Source organism: Sanguibacter sp. Leaf3, from assembly GCF_001425965.1.
In the GTDB taxonomy this organism is placed as follows: domain Bacteria; phylum Actinomycetota; class Actinomycetes; order Actinomycetales; family Cellulomonadaceae; genus Sanguibacter; species Sanguibacter inulinus.
On the sequence record NZ_LMRH01000002.1, the window covers coordinates 717,972 to 735,039 of the forward strand.

At 70.8% G+C, this 17,068-nt stretch carries 14 protein-coding genes; 12 read left to right on the plus strand and 2 right to left on the minus strand.

The window, feature by feature from the left end; all coding sequences use genetic code 11:
* Nucleotides 1-173 precede the first annotated feature (173 nt).
* The 9 genes from ASG53_RS10645 to ASG53_RS10685 all read left to right on the plus strand — a co-directional run bounded on the left by ASG53_RS10645 (nucleotide 174) and on the right by ASG53_RS10685 (nucleotide 10,103).
* Nucleotides 174-932: a YebC/PmpR family DNA-binding transcriptional regulator gene (locus ASG53_RS10645; RefSeq protein ID WP_056132529.1), complete on the plus strand. Its 759-nt coding sequence runs from the start codon at nucleotides 174-176 to the stop codon at nucleotides 930-932.
* Nucleotides 933-940: 8 nt separating this feature from the next.
* Nucleotides 941-1,510, plus strand: coding sequence for a crossover junction endodeoxyribonuclease RuvC (gene ruvC / locus ASG53_RS10650; protein WP_056132532.1), 570 nt, complete (start codon nucleotides 941-943; stop codon nucleotides 1,508-1,510).
* A gap of 51 nt (nucleotides 1,511-1,561) precedes the next feature.
* Nucleotides 1,562-2,182, plus strand: coding sequence for a Holliday junction branch migration protein RuvA (gene ruvA, locus ASG53_RS10655; RefSeq protein WP_056132535.1), 621 nt, complete (start codon nucleotides 1,562-1,564; stop codon nucleotides 2,180-2,182).
* Nucleotides 2,183-2,225: 43 nt separating this feature from the next.
* Complete coding sequence (gene ruvB, locus ASG53_RS10660; protein ID WP_056134104.1) at nucleotides 2,226-3,233, plus strand: Holliday junction branch migration DNA helicase RuvB; 1,008 nt, start codon at nucleotides 2,226-2,228, stop codon at nucleotides 3,231-3,233.
* 153 nt (nucleotides 3,234-3,386) lie between these two features.
* Nucleotides 3,387-3,773, plus strand: a complete 387-nt coding sequence (gene yajC / locus ASG53_RS10665; RefSeq protein ID WP_056132537.1) for a preprotein translocase subunit YajC — start codon at nucleotides 3,387-3,389, stop codon at nucleotides 3,771-3,773.
* 103 nt (nucleotides 3,774-3,876) lie between these two features.
* Entirely contained in the window at nucleotides 3,877-6,078 is a 2,202-nt protein-coding gene (secD, locus tag ASG53_RS10670) for a protein translocase subunit SecD (protein ID WP_056132542.1), read from the plus strand.
* Nucleotides 6,078-7,193, plus strand: a complete 1,116-nt coding sequence (gene secF / locus ASG53_RS10675) for a protein translocase subunit SecF (protein ID WP_056132545.1) — start codon at nucleotides 6,078-6,080, stop codon at nucleotides 7,191-7,193. The genes secD and secF overlap by 1 nt, the downstream gene beginning before the upstream one ends.
* Nucleotides 7,190-7,729, plus strand: a complete 540-nt coding sequence (locus tag ASG53_RS10680; protein ID WP_056132547.1) for an adenine phosphoribosyltransferase — start codon at nucleotides 7,190-7,192, stop codon at nucleotides 7,727-7,729. Before secF ends, ASG53_RS10680 begins: the two co-directional genes overlap by 4 nt.
* A gap of 46 nt (nucleotides 7,730-7,775) precedes the next feature.
* Nucleotides 7,776-10,103 (plus strand): RelA/SpoT family protein, encoded by a 2,328-nt coding sequence (locus ASG53_RS10685; RefSeq protein WP_056134107.1) that lies wholly within the window; start codon nucleotides 7,776-7,778, stop codon nucleotides 10,101-10,103.
* Nucleotides 10,104-10,237: 134 nt separating this feature from the next.
* Here the strand turns inward: ASG53_RS10685 and ASG53_RS10690 are convergent, their stop codons facing one another.
* Nucleotides 10,238-10,843, minus strand: coding sequence for a hypothetical protein (locus ASG53_RS10690; RefSeq protein WP_156382751.1), 606 nt, complete (start codon nucleotides 10,841-10,843; stop codon nucleotides 10,238-10,240).
* 104 nt (nucleotides 10,844-10,947) lie between these two features.
* Nucleotides 10,948-12,675: a DUF349 domain-containing protein gene (locus tag ASG53_RS10695; protein WP_056132554.1), complete on the minus strand. Its 1,728-nt coding sequence runs from the start codon at nucleotides 12,673-12,675 to the stop codon at nucleotides 10,948-10,950.
* Between the two features lie 283 nt (nucleotides 12,676-12,958).
* Here ASG53_RS10695 and hisS point away from each other — a divergent pair, with 283 nt between their 5' ends.
* The 3 genes from hisS (at nucleotide 12,959) to ASG53_RS10710 (ending at nucleotide 16,997) form a co-directional block, all read left to right on the plus strand.
* Nucleotides 12,959-14,353, plus strand: coding sequence for a histidine--tRNA ligase (gene hisS / locus ASG53_RS10700; RefSeq protein WP_056132557.1), 1,395 nt, complete (start codon nucleotides 12,959-12,961; stop codon nucleotides 14,351-14,353).
* Between the two features lie 65 nt (nucleotides 14,354-14,418).
* Nucleotides 14,419-16,191: an aspartate--tRNA ligase gene (gene aspS / locus ASG53_RS10705; protein WP_056134110.1), complete on the plus strand. Its 1,773-nt coding sequence runs from the start codon at nucleotides 14,419-14,421 to the stop codon at nucleotides 16,189-16,191.
* Complete coding sequence (locus ASG53_RS10710; RefSeq protein ID WP_056132560.1) at nucleotides 16,188-16,997, plus strand: GNAT family N-acetyltransferase; 810 nt, start codon at nucleotides 16,188-16,190, stop codon at nucleotides 16,995-16,997. Before aspS ends, ASG53_RS10710 begins: the two co-directional genes overlap by 4 nt.
* Nucleotides 16,998-17,068 lie beyond the last annotated feature (71 nt).

The following is a 17,068-nucleotide window of genomic DNA, read 5'->3' on the forward strand; positions in this document are numbered from 1 at the left end:
GCGCCAGGCGCACGCCGGGGCTCTCGCCCCGGTAAGATCGACGCAGTCCGGCGCGGCTGCGCCGAGCCCTGACCCGTCCGGGAGCTGCCTGCGCAGCCCGCAGCGGTCTCGCGCTCGACCCGGCCACGTCATCGAAGACGTCCGCACCGATCGTTCGCAAGGAGTACTCAGGCATGTCAGGTCACTCCAAATGGGCCACCACGAAGCACAAGAAGGCGGTCATCGACGCCAGGCGTGGCAAGCTCTTCGCCAAGCTCATCAAGAACATCGAGGTGGCCGCCCGCACGGGCGGTGCTGACATCAGCGGCAACCCGACGCTCTTCGACGCGGTCCAGAAGGCCAAGAAGACCTCGGTCCCCAACGACAACATCGAGCGCGCGCTCAAGCGTGGTTCCGGCCAGGAGGCCGGCGGCGCCGACTACCAGACGATCATGTACGAGGGCTACGGCCCCGGTGGGATCGCCTTCCTCGTCGAGTGTCTGACGGACAACAAGAACCGCGCGGCCGCCGAGGTCCGCATCGCCTTCACGCGCAACGGCGGCCAGCTCGCCGACCCGGGTTCTGTCGCGTACCTGTTCTCCCGCAAGGGCATCGTCGTCGTCCCGAAGGAGGGCACCGACGAAGACTCCGTCCTCGAGGCCGTGCTCGACGCCGGCGGCGAAGAGGTCAACGACCTCGGCGAGGCCTTCGAGGTCCTGTGCGAGGCGACCGACCTGGTGCCCGTGCGCACAGCGCTCCAGGAGGCCGGGATCGAGTACGACTCCGCCGACGTCGTCTTCCACCCGTCGATGCAGGTCGAGGTCGACGCCGAGGGTGCCCGCAAGGTGCTCCGGCTCATCGACGCCCTCGAAGACTCCGACGACGTGCAGAACGTCTACGCGAACTTCGACGCCTCCGACGAGGTCATGGCCGAGCTCGAGAACGACGACTGACGCCACGCGTGCGCGTCCTCGGAGTCGACCCCGGCCTGACCCGCTGCGGCATCGGCGTCGTCGACTCCGTGACCGGGCGCCGCGCGCGTCTGGTCGCCGTCGGTGTCGCCATGTCGCCGCCCTCGTCGACCGTCGACGCGCGGCTGCTGCAGATCGCCGACGAGCTCGACACCTGGATGGACGCGCACACCCCTGACGTGGTCGCGGTCGAGAGGGTCTTCGCCCAGCACAACGTCTCCACGGTCATGGGCACGGCGCAGGTTGCCGGTCTCGCGATGGTCGCAGCGGCCCGCCGAGGGGTCCCGGTCGCGATGCACACGCCGAGCGAGGTCAAGGCAGCGGTGACGGGGAGCGGCCGGGCCGGCAAGGAGCAGGTGCAGAAGATGGTCGCGCAGATCCTCGGGCTCTCCGAGGTGCCGCGACCGGCCGACGCCGCCGACGCGCTGGCCCTGGCCATCTGCCACCTGTGGCGACCCTCCGCGATCCTCGACAAGGCCGAGCGCTTCGCGCAGACGCCGGCCCAGCGCGCCTGGGCCGCGGCCGAGCAGTCGGCGCGCCGCGCGAAGGGCACCCGGTAGCGTTGCTAGGGTTGTTCGTACACATGTTCGTCCCAGCAGATCGGTGAGCCCGTGATCGCGTCCCTGTCCGGAACCGTCCAGACCGTCCGTCTGGACAGTGCCGTCCTGAGCGTCGCCGGCATCGGCTACCTCGTGTACGCCACGCCGGCCACCCTCGCCACGCTGCGGGTCGGCGCCGAGGCGTCGCTGTCCACCTCGCTCGTGGTCCGCGAAGACTCCCTGACCCTCTACGGCTTCACCGACGACGACGAGCGCTCGGTCTTCGAGGCCTCGCAGACCGTCAGCGGAGTCGGGCCGCGGCTCGCGCTGGCGATGCTCGCCGTGCACACCCCCGACGGTCTGCGCCGCGCGCTGGCCGGGGGAGACGTCAAGGCGCTGACCCGTGTCCCGGGCATCGGTGCCAAGGGAGCCCAGCGGCTGATCCTCGAGCTCGGCGACAAGCTCGGCCAGCCGACGGGCCTCGACGCCGCAGGCGTGGCGCCCACGGCGGCCCTCGGCGACCAGCGCGAGCAGGTCGTCCAGGCGCTCGTCAGCCTCGGGTGGTCGGCCAAGGTGGCCGAGGACGCGATCGCGACGGTGCTCGACGAGTCGGGCGCCACGACTGTCACCACGGCAGACGTCCCCGTCGTGCTCAGGTCCTCGCTCAAGGTGCTCGGCGGCCACCGTGGATGACGTCGACCCTGACGTCTACGGGGTCGACCTCCCGGCAGACCGGATGACAGGCTCGGGGGCTGACGACCTCGAGCGCGCTGCCGAGGCCGCCCTGCGCCCGCGCCGGCTCGAGGAGTTCGTGGGGCAGCGCGTGGTCCGCGACCAGCTCTCCCTCGTCCTCGACGCCGCCCTCGGTCGTGGCTCGTCGCCCGACCACGTCCTGCTCTCCGGCCCGCCCGGGCTCGGCAAGACCACCCTCGCGATGATCATCGCCGCCGAGCTCGGCGCGTCCCTGCGCGTGACCTCGGGCCCGGCGATCCAGCACGCGGGCGACCTCGCGGCGGTGCTCTCGTCCCTCGACGAGGGCGAGGTGCTGTTCATCGACGAGATCCACAGGCTCGCGCGTCCGGCCGAAGAGCTCCTGTACGTCGCGATGGAAGACTTCCGGGTCGACGTGGTCGTCGGCAAGGGCGCGGGTGCGAGCGCCATACCGCTCACCCTCCCCAGGTTCACGGTCGTCGGTGCGACAACCCGCGCGGGCCTGCTGCCCGCGCCGCTGCGCGACAGGTTCGGGTTCACAGGCCACCTCGACTTCTACTCCTCCGACGAGCTCGAGCGGGTGCTGGTCCGCTCGGCCGGGCTGCTCGGCTCCGAGCTCCAGGCCGAGGCGGCGAGCGAGCTCGCCTCCAGGTCGCGGGGGACACCCCGTATCGCGAACCGTCTGCTGCGCCGCGTCCGCGACTGGGCGCAGGTGCGCGGCGACGGCTCGATGGACCTGCGTGCGGCGCGCGCCGCACTCGAGGTCTACGAGGTCGACGCCCTCGGGCTCGACAGGCTCGACCGCGCTGTCCTGCGTGCGCTGTGCACCCGCTTCGGGGGCGGCCCCGTCGGGCTCACCACGCTCGCGGTGACCGTGGGTGAGGAACCCGAGACCGTCGAGACCGTCGCGGAGCCCTTCCTGGTCCGCGAGGGACTGATCGGGCGCACGTCTCGAGGTCGGGTCGCGACCCCCGCGGCCTGGGCCCACCTGGGCCTGACCCCGCCGGCGGACGGCGCGACGCTCTTCGGCTAGCCGATCGGCGAGGTGCTGCGTCGCGGCCCGGGTCGCGGGAACCCTCGAGACGTGCTGGGCACTTTCCGGTGCCCCGGGTCGTTAGTGACTTGGGCGCCTCTGCGCCTAGACTCCGATAGTTCCCTACGCAGAACGGAGACGTGATCCCACGTCATGACTACGATCTTCATCCTCGTGCTGGCAGCAGTCGCGATGGTCTTCATGACCCGTAGCTCGCGCAAGCGTCAGAAAGAGGCCATGTCCTTCCGGGACAACCTGGCTGTCGGCCAGGAGGTCATGACCGGCTCGGGCTACTTCGGCCGGATCGTCGCCGTCGAGGACGACGCGATCACGCTCGAGACCACCCCGGGCAACACCTCCCGCTGGCTCCGCGCCGCGATCGCCAAGCTCGTCGACCCGCCGGCTGACGCTGTCGTCGTCGAGGGCTCCTCGGCCGAGGCCGCTGCGCAGATCGACGCGGAGAACGCCCGCGCCTTCGACATCCCTGAGGACATCTCGAGCCTCATCGACAAGAAGAAGACCGACGAGAACGGCAAGTAGGCCCACCCACCCGTCCCACGCTCCCGCCCGGGCAGGGCGGGGCGTGGTCTGAGCGCCTGTTGCCGCCCGAAGGCCAGGTGCGCGCACGAGAAGAGACACTCCGTTGGCCACCACCAACCGCTCCACCTCCCGCCCGGGACGGACCCTCCTGGGGCTCGGGCTCATCGTCCTGGTCCTCTTCGCGACCATCGGCATCGGCGCATGGAAGTCTGACGCGTCCTGGACGCCGAAGCTCGCGCTCGACCTCGAGGGCGGCACGCAGATCATCCTGCAGCCCGTCACGACCGACGGTCAGGAGGTGACGTCCGAGGACATCAACCAGGCGATCGAGATCATCCGTCAGCGGGTCGACTCCTCGGGAGTCTCCGAGGCGGAGATCACCAGCCAGGGTGGCAGCAACATCGTGGTGGCCCTCCCGGGGCGTCCGAGCGAGGCGACCCTCGACCTCGTGCGCGAGTCCGCGCAGATGCAGTTCCGGCCCGTCCTCTCCTTCGCGATGGTCACCCCGTCCGTCGGCGAGGTCGAGGACCCCGCGGTCGGTCCGCTCGCCCCGACCGACGCGCCCACGACGGCGGCTCCGACGGATGCCGCCACCGAGCCTGCCGAGGGAGCGACGACTGACCCCGCGGGCGAGGCCACGACGGACCCCGCCGGTTCAGGCGGGGGCGCGGCACTCGCGTCCACCGCGACCGACCCGGCGACAGCCCCGGCGACCGAGGCCCCCGCGGACCCCGCCGTCGAGCCGACCGAGCCCGCTGTCGAGCCCACGGCTCCGGCGGCCACGACGCCGACGAACCCGAGCGACCTCGCGCAGATCACCCCTGAGCTCGCCGCCGAGTTCCAGGCGCTGACCTGCACCCCCGACTCGAGCGCCGCGGGCACAGCCCCCAAGGACCCGGCGTCGCCGATCGCCGTCTGCTCGGTCGACGGCACGATGAAGTACATCCTCGGCCCGATGGAGATCGCCGGGACCGACATCGACAGCGCCTCCTCAGGCCTCCAGGTCAACTCCCAGGGCGTCACGCTCAACACGTGGGCGGTCAACCTGCGCTTCACGGCAGCCGGGACCGACAAGTTCGCCGACGTCACCACGCGTCTGTCGACCCTGCCGACCTACACCACCTGGATCTCGACCGAGAACCCCACCCAGGCGCCGAACATGTTCGCCATGGTGCTCGACAACCAGGTGATCTCGGCCCCGGGCGTCACGAGCACCATCCCTGACGGTCGCGCGGAGATCACCGGGTCCTTCACCCGCGAGACCGCCACGGCGCTCGCCAACCAGCTGAACTTCGGCGCGCTCCCGCTGACCTTCGAGGTGCAGAGCGAGCAGCAGATCTCGGCGACGCTCGGCAGCGAGCAGCTCGAGAAGGGCATGCTGGCCGGTCTCATCGGTCTCGCCCTCGTCGTCGTGTACTCGCTGTTCCAGTACCGCGCGCTCGGCCTGGTGACCGTGGCCTCGCTGCTCTTCGCCGGGGTGATCACCTACGGGCTCATCACGCTCCTCTCGTGGACGCAGGGCTACAGGCTCTCGCTCCCGGGTGTCGCAGGACTGATCGTCGCGATCGGCATCACGGCGGACTCCTTCATCGTGTACTTCGAACGCATCCGTGACGAGCTGCGCGACGGTCGCTCGCTGACCTCGGCCGTCGACACCGGCTGGGACCGTGCACGCCGAACGATCTTGGCCTCGGACACCGTCAACTTCCTCGCGGCCGTCGTGCTCTACTTCCTCGCCGTCGGCGGGGTGCGCGGCTTCGCCTTCACCCTCGGTCTGACGACCCTGGTCGACCTGGTCGTCGTGTTCTTCTTCACGCACCCGCTCATGAAGCTGCTCGCCAAGACGCGATTCTTCGCGGACGGTCACCCGGCCTCGGGCCTCGACCCGCACCGACTGGGTGCCACAGGGGTCCGCTACGCGGGTCGCGGACGGGTCGTGCAGCCGGCAGTCTCGAAGACCGCTGGCTCGACGAGCCTGGCCAAGGACGAGAGCCCGGCCGAGGGCACGGGCAAGCGCCCGAAGAAGAAGCAGCTGGTCGGGGCAGGGGCTCCGGCTGCGGCCCGCCCGGCGATGACCATCGCCGAGCGTCGTGCAGCCGCCGCGGCAGCTGCGACGACCTCCTCGGAGGCTTCGACGCCCGCTGAGGCCACCGCAGCCGAGCCGGCTGCGACCGGCTCGGTCGCCGACGAGGCACAGGCCCAGGCACCCGAGAGCACGACAGCACCGACCGACGCACCGTCGGCAGACGAGACACGGACCGACGGCACGCCGGCGTCCGACGAGCGCAAGGACGGGAACCTCTGATGGCCGTCGGATTCGCCCAGTGGGGCAACGACCTCTACACAGGCCGGACGTCGTACGACATCGTCGGCAAGCGCCGCAAGTTCTACATCGTCTCGATCGTCCTCGTGGTGCTCAGCCTCGTGGTGCTCCTGACCCGTGGTTTCAACCTCGGCATCGAGTTCCGTGGCGGCTCTGAGTTCACGGTCTCCGGGCTCACGAGCCTCAGCCAGCAGGAGGCTGCGGACGCCGTGGCCTCGGTCGCGCCGACCGAGCAGCCGCGCATCTCGAGCGTCGGGGCGACCTCCCTGCGCATCCAGACCGCCGAGCTCGGCGAAGACGAGGTGGTCGCGGTCCGCGACGCCCTCGCCTCCGCCTACGGCGTGAGCGCCGACGAGGTGACGAGCTCCTTCATCGGACCCTCGTGGGGCGCCGACGTGTCCAAGAAGGCCATCACGGGACTCGTGGTCTTCCTCGTGCTCGTCGGGCTGGTCATGTCCGCCTACTTCCGTGCGTGGCGCATGGCGGCAGCGGCGCTCGTCGCGCTCTTCCACGACCTCGTCATCACGGCGGGCGTGTACGCGCTCATCGGCTGGGAGGTCACCCCGGCGACGGTGATCGGCTTCCTCACGATCTTGGGGTACTCGATCTACGACACGGTCGTGGTCTTCGACAAGGTGCGCGAGAACACCGCGGGGATCACCGACCAGACCCGCAGCACCTACGCGGAGCGCGCGAACCTGGCCGTCAACCAGACCCTGGTCCGCTCGATCAACACGTCGGTCGTCGCGCTGCTGCCCGTGGCCTCGATCCTCTTCATCGGTGCGTTCATCCTCGGGGCCGGCACGCTGCGCGACATTGCCCTCGCGCTGTTCATCGGCATGGCCGTCGGCACGTACTCGTCGATCTTCCTCGCCACGCCGCTCGAGGTCACGCTGCGTACCAGCGAGCCCACGATCGCGAAGCACACGGCGCTCGTGCTCGAGAAGCGCCGCGAGGCCCTCGCCGCCGGGACCGACGCCTCCGGGGAGCCCGTGGCCGGGACGCCTGACGCCAAGATCCAGCTCGTCGGTCAGCTGAGCCCGGGCTCGCACCAGGGTCACGCGGCCCAGCCGCGTCGTCGCAAGGGTTCACGATGACCGCCCGCATCATGTCGGACGCCGAGCTCTCAGGCTTCGTCCGGGACGTCCCGGACTACCCGAACGACGGCATCATGTTCAAGGACATCACCGGTCTGCTCGTCGACCCGAAGGCGCTCTCCGAGGCCGTCGAGAGGCTCGCAGCCCTGGTGCCCGACGACGTCGACCTCGTCTCGGGCATGGAAGCGCGCGGCTTCATCGTCGGCGCCGCCCTCGCCTTCAGGCTCGGTGTCGGCTTCGTGCCCGTCCGCAAGGCCGGCAAGCTGCCGCCGCCCACCCGCAGCCTCACCTACGGGCTCGAGTACGGGGAGGCGACGGTCGAGATCCGCGAGGGCACTGTCCCGGTCGGCGCGCGCGTGATGCTCGTCGACGACGTCCTGGCGACAGGTGGCACGGCCGCTGCAGGTGCCGAGCTGCTCGAGCAGCTCGGGGCCGAGGTCGTCGGCCTCGCGTTCCTGCTCGAGCTCGAGGGCCTGGGCGGCCGCGAGAGGCTGGCCGGGCGCTCCGTGTCCACGGTGCTGCTGGCCGGGTCGTAGAATCGCATCTTCGGGGCTCGACCCGATGCCGGACGAGGAGGCGCGCATGACTGAGGACACCCGCTCGACAGACGCGCCCACCGAGCCCGCGGCCGTGACCACGCCGCCGCTCGGCATCAGCTCGGCCAGCCGGGTCAGGTCGCGCCTCGTGCGCTTCGGCTCGCGCCACGCCGTCGGGACTCCGGCCCTCGAGCCGTTGCTGCGCGCTGTCCGCGCCAACCACCCCAAGGCCGACGTCTCGATCATCGAGCGTGCCTACGTCACGGCCGAGAAGGCCCACCGCGGCCAGATGCGCAAGAGCGGCGACCCGTACATCACCCACCCCGTCGCCGTCTCGACCATCCTCGCCGAGCTCGGCATGACCCCGCCGACCCTCGCCGCGGCCCTCCTGCACGACACCGTCGAGGACACCGACTACTCCCTCGACCAGCTGCGCCGCGACTACGGCGACGAGATCGCCATGCTCGTCGACGGCGTCACCAAGCTCGACAAGGTCACCTACGGGGACGCCGCGCAGGCCGAGACCGTCCGCAAGATGGTCGTCGCGATGGCGCGCGACATCCGCGTGCTCGTCATCAAGCTCGCGGACCGCCTGCACAACGCCCGTACCTGGAAGTTCGTGCCGTCGTCGTCGGCGCAGCGCAAGGCGCGCGAGACCATCGAGATCTACGCGCCGCTCGCGCACAGGCTCGGCATGAACACCATCAAGTGGGAGCTCGAAGACCTCTCCTTCCAGACCCTCTACCCCAAGGTCTACGACGAGATCGTGCACCTGGTGAGCGAGCGCGCCCCGGCACGCGAGGAGTACCTCGCCCTCGTCCGCGAGCAGATCACCGCCGACCTCCGGTCGTCGAAGATCAAGGCGACGGTCACCGGCCGGCCGAAGCACTACTACTCGATCTACCAGAAGATGATCGTGCGCGGCCACGACTTCGCCGACATCTACGACCTCGTGGGCACCCGTGTCCTCGTCGACTCGGTACGCGACTGCTACGCGACCCTCGGAGCCCTGCACGCGCGGTGGAACCCCGTCCCCGGGCGTTTCAAGGACTACATCGCGATGCCGAAGTTCAACATGTACCAGTCGCTGCACACCACGGTGATCGGGCCTGGCGGCAAGCCTGTCGAGATCCAGATCCGGACGCACGAGATGCACCGGCGTGCGGAGTACGGCGTCGCGGCCCACTGGAAGTACAAAGAGGCTGCCAAGGACGGCGCCGACGCTGCCGGCAACGATATGCAGTGGCTGCGTCAGCTCGTCGACTGGCAGCGGGAGACCGCCGACCCGTCGGAGTTCCTGGACTCGCTGCGCTTCGAGATCAGCGGCGCCGAGGTCTACGTCTTCACACCGAAGGGCGACGTCGTCGCCCTTCCCGCTGGGTCGACCCCCGTGGACTTCGCGTACACGGTCCACACCGAGGTCGGGCACCGGACGATGGGCGCGCGCGTCAACGGGCGTCTCGTGCCGCTCGACTCGGCGCTCGACAACGGCGACGTGGTCGACGTGCTCACGTCGAAGTCTGAGACCGCCGGGCCGAGCCGCGACTGGATGGCCTTCGTCAAGAGCCCTCGTGCCAAGAACAAGATTCGCCAGTGGTTCTCCAAGGAGCGCCGCGAAGAGGCCATCGAGCAGGGCAAGGACGCGATCGCGAAGGCGATGCGCAAGCAGAACCTGCCGATCCAGCGGATCCTCTCGCACGAGTCGATCGTCACGACCGCGCACGAGATGCGCTTCGCCGACGTCTCCGCGCTCTACGCCGCCGTCGGCGAGGGGCAGCTCTCGGCCGCGAACGTCGTGCACAAGCTCGTCCAGGCCATGGGCGGCGAGGACAACAATGCCGAAGACCTCGCCGAGATCGCCCGCCCGGGGCACCCGCAGCGACGCGCACGTACGGGAGACCCGGGCGTCATCGTCAAGGGTGTCGACGACATCTGGGTCAAGCTCGCCAAGTGCTGCACCCCTGTCCCCGGCGACAAGATCGTCGGCTTCATCACCCGCGGCCAGGGTGTCAGCGTGCACAGGACGGACTGCGCGAACTTCGAGGCGCTCAAGTCGCAGCCCGAGCGGATCGTCGACGTCGAGTGGACCACGGGCAGCAGCGCGCTGTTCCTCGTGCAGATCCAGGTCGAGGCCCTCGACAGGTCTCGTCTGCTCTCCGACGTCACCCGGGTGCTGTCCGACCACCACGTCAACATCCTCTCGGCGACGGTCTCGACGTCGAGCGACAGGGTCGCGCTGTCGAAGTTCGTCTTCGAGATGGCCGAGCCCGGGCACCTCGCCTCGGTCCTCACGGCTGTGCGCAAGATCGACGGCGTGTTCGACGTCTACCGCATCACCGGCTCCAAGGCTGCCGAGAACGTGGTGCACGCCTGACCTGAGTCTCTGACCAGCTGGCTCCCGGCCCGCGGCCGCTCTACCGACGGACGCTCCGGCTGCCGCTCGAGCGACCGGCGCTCGAGCGGCTCCCGGTCGACCGGCTCTCTGGTGATCGGGGGACCGCTGTCCGGCTAGACGTCAGCCGTGCCGAGAGCGACCAGGGTTGCTGCCTCGATCCTGCGGACCGCCTGCAGCGACCCGCGCCAGCCGGTGACGCGCCTGAGCTCCGCCATCCCTGCAGGCAGGTCTGCCCCGCTCGTCCGCAGCCTGACGAGATCTCGGGCCGCCTCGGCACCTGTCGACCAGGTGGCGACGTCCATCGCGGTGCGCACCGGGCTGGTGACTGGGAGGTCTCCGACCAGCACCACGTCCCAGGGACGCAGGGACGTCTGGACGGGCTCGAGACCAGGCATCGACCGAGGCCGTGAGGTACCCGGCCTGTAGACGACCCCGACCCGTCTCGGCGGGGTCGGAGGAGGTCCACCGGCGTGGATCCACACAGCCCAGGCCCGGGCGACCACCACACCTGCTGGCACGGCGCCCACCAGCGTCTGAGCACGGTCGGCAGGGGTCGGCGTGACGCCCGCGAGCAACGCGAAGCCTGGGCGGAGCTCGACGACAGCGCCGTCGCGGCAGAGCACCTGCCAGGTGACCCGCGAGCAGCCCAGCGACGCGGGGGAGAGCATCCGTCCCACCTCGGGCGGGCGACGGAGCAGCTCGCTGAGGGTGGGGGGCACGGGCTCACCCTGCCCGTCACGGCCAGCAGACGCCAGAGGCGGTGCCCGTCCTGTGGACGAGCACCGCCTCCGGTGCTGGATGTCTTGCTCCAGGGCTGAGGGTGTCAGCCCTGAGCGTCCTCGGCAGCCTTGACGACCTGCTCGAGCCAGGACCGGCGTGCCTCGAGGGCCGCCTCGGCGTCCTTGATCTTGCGAGCGTCGCCCTTGGCCTGGGCCTTGGCGAGGTCTTCCTCGAGACCGACGATCGCGGCCTCGAGCTGCGCGGCCGCACCCTCGGCGCGCGCACGCGTCTCGGGGTTGGTCCGCGTCCACTTCGCCTGCTCCGCGTCGCGGACGGCGGTCTCGACGGCGCGCATGCGGCCCTCGACACGCTGCACGTCGCCACGCGGGACCTTGCCTGCGGCTTCCCAGCGGTCCTGCAGCGTGCGCAGGGTGACCTTGGCCTGAGCCAGGTCCTTCACGGGGACGAGCGCCTCGGCCTCGGCCAGGATGGCCTCCTTGACGACGAGGTTCTCGCCGTACTCGGCGTCGATCTCTGCGTTGGAGGCGTCGCGGGCCGCGAAGAACGCGTCCTGAGCGGCGCGGAAGCGGGCCCACAGCGCGTCGTCGTCCTTGCGGTTCGCACGGCCAGCGGACTTCCACCGGGCCATGAGGTCGCGGTAGGCACCTGCCGTCGCGCCCCACTCGGTGCTGGTCGAGAGCTTCTCGGCCTCCTCGACCAGAGCAGCCTTGGTGGCCTTGGCCCCGGAGTTCTGCTTCTCGAGCTCGGCGAAGAAGTGCCGGCGCTCACGGTCGAAGGTGGTCCGGGCGTGGCTGAACCTCTTCCACAGGGCCTCTTCGCTCGGGCGGTCCAGACGCGGTCCGTTGCGCTGGGCGTCCTTCCACGTGTCGAGGAGCGAGCGGAGCTCTTCGCCGGCGGGCTTCCACTGGATGCGTGAGGGGTCGGTCGAGGCGAGCTTCTCGGCAGCCTCGACGATCGCGGTGCGGGCGGCGAGGGCCACAGCCTTGGCGGCCGAGCGCTCCTGCTCGAGCTCGGCGCGGCGACCGGCCGCGACCGTGCGGAGCGCCTCGACGCGGGCGCGGAGCCCGTCGAGGTCGCCGACAGCGGCGGGCTCGGCTACCTCGGCGCCGAGCTTGGCCAGCGTCGAGTCGATCTCCTTGGTGGTGAGGTCCGCGGTGCCGAGGCGAGCCTCGAAGAGCGCGACCTTCGCCTGGAGGTCGAGGAACCGTCGCACGTACAGGCCGATGGCCTCGTCCGTCGAGACACCGGGGAACTGGCCCACGGTGCGCTCTCCGGCGGCCTCGGTCACGTAGACCGTGCCGTCCTCCTCCACACGACCGAAGGCGAGGGCGGCCTGGGTCTGGGCGCTCTCGTCAGGGGCCGGTGCGGAGGGCTGCTCCGTGGCGGCGCTCGGCGTCGCGACGGCCTGCGGACGCGCCGCGGGACGTGGGACCGGGCGCGGGACGGGACGAGGAGTCGGGCGGGACGAGGCAGCGGGTGCCTCGGGAGCCGCTGCCGGCTCTGCGGTGGCGGTCGCTGCCTCGGGTGCCTCGGGCGCCTCAGGTGCGGCGCTGTCTGCGGTGGTCGCGTCCTCCGCGGGTGCGTCCCCCTCAGGCGCGGACGGCTCGGCTGCGGCCGGCTCTGCGGCCGAGGGCTCTGCGGCCGGCGCGTCGTCCGCCGGTGCGTCCTCGACCTTCTCGGCGACGACTGCTGCCTCGGCAGGAGCCTCGTCAGCCTGGGGCTGCTGCGTGGTCGACGCTCCCTGAGCGTCGTCTGCTGTCGCTGCAGCGTCCGGGACGGCATCCGTCGTGCTGTCGGTGCTCTCGCTCATTGGGGCTCAACTCCTTGGATGATGGCTCCTGCGCGCAAGACGAGCTCCCGCGGGGCCAGCGACTGCCTGGGGTGCCCCAGGCCGATGTGTGCGATCCGTCCGTGAGCGCGCGCAGGCCGCGCCCGCACCACGGACTGCCCACAGTCTAGGGAAGTATGCGCCGATGTGCTGACGTATTTCACAGTCGTCGCGCGCCTGAGGGCTCGCGAGGGTCGCCCAGGGTGCGGCGGGGCCCGGTCGCCGTGCTCGGAGGGGACCGGGAGTTCTGGAAGAATGTCGTCTCATGGCACGCCCCACACCCCTCTCCGGCTTCCCCGAATGGCTCCCCGCGGCTCGCATCGTCGAGCAGCACGTCCTGGACTCGGTGCGTCGCACCTTCGAGCTCCACGGCTTCGTCGGCATCGAGACCCGCGCCGTCGAGCCCCTCGACCAGCTCTTGCGCAAGGGTGAGACCTCCAAGGAGGTCTACGTGCTCAAGCGTCTGCAGGCGACGGAGGACGAGCAGGCCGAGGCGAACCTCTCGGCGGCCGACAAGCAGGGTCTCGGTCTGCACTTCGACCTCACCGTGCCCTTCGCGCGGTACGTGCTCGAGAACGCCGGCCACCTCGCCTTCCCGTTCAAGCGCTACCAGATCCAGAAGGTGTGGCGCGGCGAGCGCCCCCAGGACGGCCGGTTCCGCGAGTTCGTGCAGGCCGACATCGACGTCGTCGGCGCCGGTGCGCTGCCCTACCACTTCGAGGTCGAGGTCCCCCTGGTCATGGCCGAGGCGCTCGGTGCGCTGCGCGCCGTGGGCGTGCCGCCGGTCCGCATCCTCGTCAACAACCGCAAGGTCGCCGAGGGCTTCTACCGCGGGCTCGGGCTCGAGGCCGTCGACGGTGTCCTGCAGATCATCGACAAGCTCGACAAGATCGGACCGCAGAAGGTCGCTGCGGCTCTCGTCGCCGACCTCGGGGCGAGCGACGAGCAGGCTCAGGCGTGCCTCGAGCTCGCGTCGATCTCGGGTGAGGACCTCACGGTCGTCGACCGCGTGCGAGCGCTGGCCCAGACGCACGGCGTCGAGTCCGAGCTCCTCGACGAGGGCCTCGTCGAGCTCGGTGCGCTCATCGAGGCGGCTGCTGTGCGCGCCCCGGGCGTCGTCGTCGCGGACCTCAAGATCGCCCGTGGCCTCGACTACTACACAGGGTCGGTCTACGAGACCGTCCTGGTCGGCCACGAAGAGCTCGGCTCGATCTGCTCGGGCGGACGCTACGACACCCTCGCCTCCGACGGGGCGAACACCTATCCGGGGGTCGGTCTGTCGATCGGCATCTCCAGGCTCGTCTCGCGTCTGCTGGGCGCGGGCCTAGTCCAGGCGTCACGGTCGGTGCCGAGCGCGGTCGTGGTCGCCGTGACCTCCGACGAGACCCGCCCAGCCTCCGAGGCCGTCGCGACAGCACTGCGTGCCCGCGGCATCCCCGTCGAGGTGGCCCCGGCTGCGGCGAAGTTCGGCAAGCAGATCAAGTACGCGGACCGCCGCGGGGTGCCCTTCGTCTGGTTCCCGGCCGGGCTCGGGCACGACGGCGAGCCTGTCCCGCACCAGGTCAAGGACATCCGCTCGGGGGAGCAGGTCGAGGCCGACCCCGCGACGTGGGAGCCCTCGGCCGAGGACTGGTGGCCGCGGGTCCTGCCCGTCGGCTAGCACTAGACTCGACCCCGACCGTCCGGTCCGACCGGACGGGAACCCTACGTCTGAGAGGCTTCTTCGTGCTACGCACCCACACCGCCGGATCGCTGCGCGCCGAGGACATCGGCACGACCGTCACCCTGACCGGGTGGGTCGACCGTCGTCGTGACCACGGAGGCGTCGCCTTCATCGATCTGCGTGATGCGAGCGGTGTGGCCCAGGTCGTCATCCGTGACGAGGCCGTGGCGCACCCGCTGCGCGCCGAGTTCGTCCTGCAGGTGACCGGAGAGGTCTCGCGCCGTCCCGACGGCAACGAGAACACGAACCTCGCGACGGGCCAGATCGAGGTCGTCGCGGCCGAGGTCGTCGTGCTCAACGAGTCCGCGCCGCTGCCCTTCCAGGTGTCCACGGCCCTCGACGGCACGGAGACCATCGGTGAAGAGGCCCGCCTCAAGCACCGCTACCTCGACCTGCGCCGCCCGGCGCCCGCCCGTGCCCTGCGTCTGCGCGCCAAGGCCAACGCTGCCGCGCGCCGCGTGCTCGACGCGCAGGAGTTCGTCGAGATCGAGACGCCGACCCTCACCCGGTCGACCCCCGAGGGTGCCCGCGACTTCGTCGTGCCCGCGCGCCTGGCCCCCGGGTCCTGGTACGCGCTGCCGCAGTCCCCGCAGCTGTTCAAGCAGCTGCTCATGGTCGCTGGCATGGAGCGCTACTACCAGATCGCCCGCTGCTACCGCGACGAGGACTTCCGTGCGGACCGTCAGCCGGAGTTCACCCAGCTCGACGTCGAGATGAGCTTTGTCGAGCAGGACGACGTCATCGCCCTCGGCGAGCAGCTGGTCGTCGCCCTCTGGGACCTCATCGGGGTCACGATCCCGACGCCGATCCCGCGGATGACCTTCAAGGACGCGATGGAGCGCTACGGCTCCGACAAGCCGGACCTGCGCTTCGGTCTCGAGCTCGTCGAGCTGACCGAGTACTTCAGCGAGACCCCCTTCCGCGTGTTCCAGGCGCCGTACGTGGGTGCCGTCGTGTTCCCCGGCGGTGCCTCGACGCCGCGCCGTGGCTTCGACGCCTGGCAGGAGTGGGCCAAGCAGCGCGGCGCCAAGGGCCTCGCGTACGTCACCTTCACCGAGGACGGCGAGCTCGGCGGCCCCGTCGCGAAGAACCTCTCGGACTCCGAGCGCGAGGGCCTCGCGGCTGCGACGGGCGCCAAGCCCGGTGACGCCGTGTTCTTCGCTGCTGGCAAGCCGACCGACGCGCGTGCCCTCCTCGGTGCGGCTCGTCTGGAGATCGGCAAGAAGGCCGAGCTCATCGACGAGAGCGCCTGGGCCTTCGTCTGGGTCGTCGACGCCCCGCTGTTCAAGCCCACGGGTGAGGACGACGACGTCGCTGTCGGCGAGGGCGCGTGGACCGCGGTCCACCACGCCTTCACGTCGCCCACCCCGGAGTGGATCGACACCTTCGAGGAGAACCCGGGCGAGGCTCTCGCCTACGCCTACGACATCGTCTGCAACGGCAACGAGATCGGTGGTGGGTCGATCCGTATCCACCGCCGCGACGTCCAGGAGCGCGTCTTCGCGGTCATGGGGATCGGCGAGGAGGAGGCGCAGGAGAAGTTCGGCTTCCTGCTCGACGCCTTCGCCTTCGGTGCACCGCCCCACGGCGGGATCGCCTTCGGCTGGGACCGCATCCTCGCTCTGCTCACGGGCTCGGAGTCGATCCGCGACGTCATCGCCTTCCCGAAGTCCGGTGGCGGCTTCGACCCGCTCACCCAGGCTCCTGCGCCGATCACGGCCCAGCAGCGCAAGGAAGCAGGTGTCGACAGCGTCCCGAAGGCTCCTGTCGAGTGAGGACCGTCGGCTCGCTGCCGACCCCGTGGGACGCGGACCCCTACCTGGTGGGGGAACGCGCTGACGACGAGCTCCACGCGCACGCCTGCGACGACGAGGCGTGCGTGCTGGTCCTCGACGGCCACCCGGGTCGGTCGCTCGTCGGCATCGGACGCCCGGAGGCCGTCGCCCGGCTGCTCACGCAGTCGGCGGCGGCCTTCGCCGCGCCCGCGCCGCAGACGCTCACCCTCGCCCGGGGGTCGTGGGAGCTTGTCGACGGCGAGGTCCGCGACCAGCTCGCCGGGCCGTCGACGACGACGTCGGAGTGGGACTGGATGTCGACCCGCGCACCGCTGGTCCTGCCCGACGCGCCGGTCGTCCTGCCCGACGGGTCCGGGTCGCGTGAGGTGACGGTCGAGAGGTTCACCCCGGGTCCGGAGACCGACGCGCTCGTGACCGACTGCCTCGACAGGGCGCACCCGATCGCGTCGACGCTGCCCGGCGACCCCAGACTCACCGGCTGGTGGGGTGTGCGCGAGAGCGAGGACGGGGCTCTCGTCGCGACCGTCGGTGCTCTCGACATCTTCCCCGGCGCGCCCCCGCACCTCGTCTCGCTCGGTGTCGACCCTGCGCACCGTGGCCGAGGGCTGGCCGGTCTCGTGCTCGCAGCGGCCGTCGACGACGGTCTGCGGCGGACGCCTCGTGTCGGCGGTCCGATGGTCCACCTCGGGCTCTACGCGACGAACGACCGTGCCCGGCGTGTGTACCAGCGCCTCGGGTTCAGCCTCGACCACCAGTTCATGTCGGTGCGGCGCGCTCCAGGCTGAGCCGGCCTGGCGTGCGTCTCAGGGCGAGCAGGTGATCCTGGTGGGGTCTCCGCGCGAGGCCCCACCAGCTC

Excerpts from the sequence above, each read along its gene's own strand:
- ASG53_RS10645 (WP_056132529.1), top strand. The coding sequence starts at position 174 with ATGTCAGGTCACTCCAAATGGGCCACCACGAAGCACAAGAAGGCGGTC.
- ruvB (WP_056134104.1), top strand. The coding sequence starts at position 2,226 with ATGACAGGCTCGGGGGCTGACGACCTCGAGCGCGCTGCCGAGGCCGCC.
- yajC (WP_056132537.1), top strand. The coding sequence starts at position 3,387 with ATGACTACGATCTTCATCCTCGTGCTGGCAGCAGTCGCGATGGTCTTC.
- secF (WP_056132545.1), top strand. The coding sequence starts at position 6,078 with ATGGCCGTCGGATTCGCCCAGTGGGGCAACGACCTCTACACAGGCCGG.
- ASG53_RS10680 (WP_056132547.1), top strand. The coding sequence starts at position 7,190 with ATGACCGCCCGCATCATGTCGGACGCCGAGCTCTCAGGCTTCGTCCGG.
- ASG53_RS10685 (WP_056134107.1), top strand. The coding sequence starts at position 7,776 with ATGACTGAGGACACCCGCTCGACAGACGCGCCCACCGAGCCCGCGGCC.
- ASG53_RS10695 (WP_056132554.1), bottom strand. The coding sequence starts at position 12,675 with ATGAGCGAGAGCACCGACAGCACGACGGATGCCGTCCCGGACGCTGCA.
- hisS (WP_056132557.1), top strand. The coding sequence starts at position 12,959 with ATGGCACGCCCCACACCCCTCTCCGGCTTCCCCGAATGGCTCCCCGCG.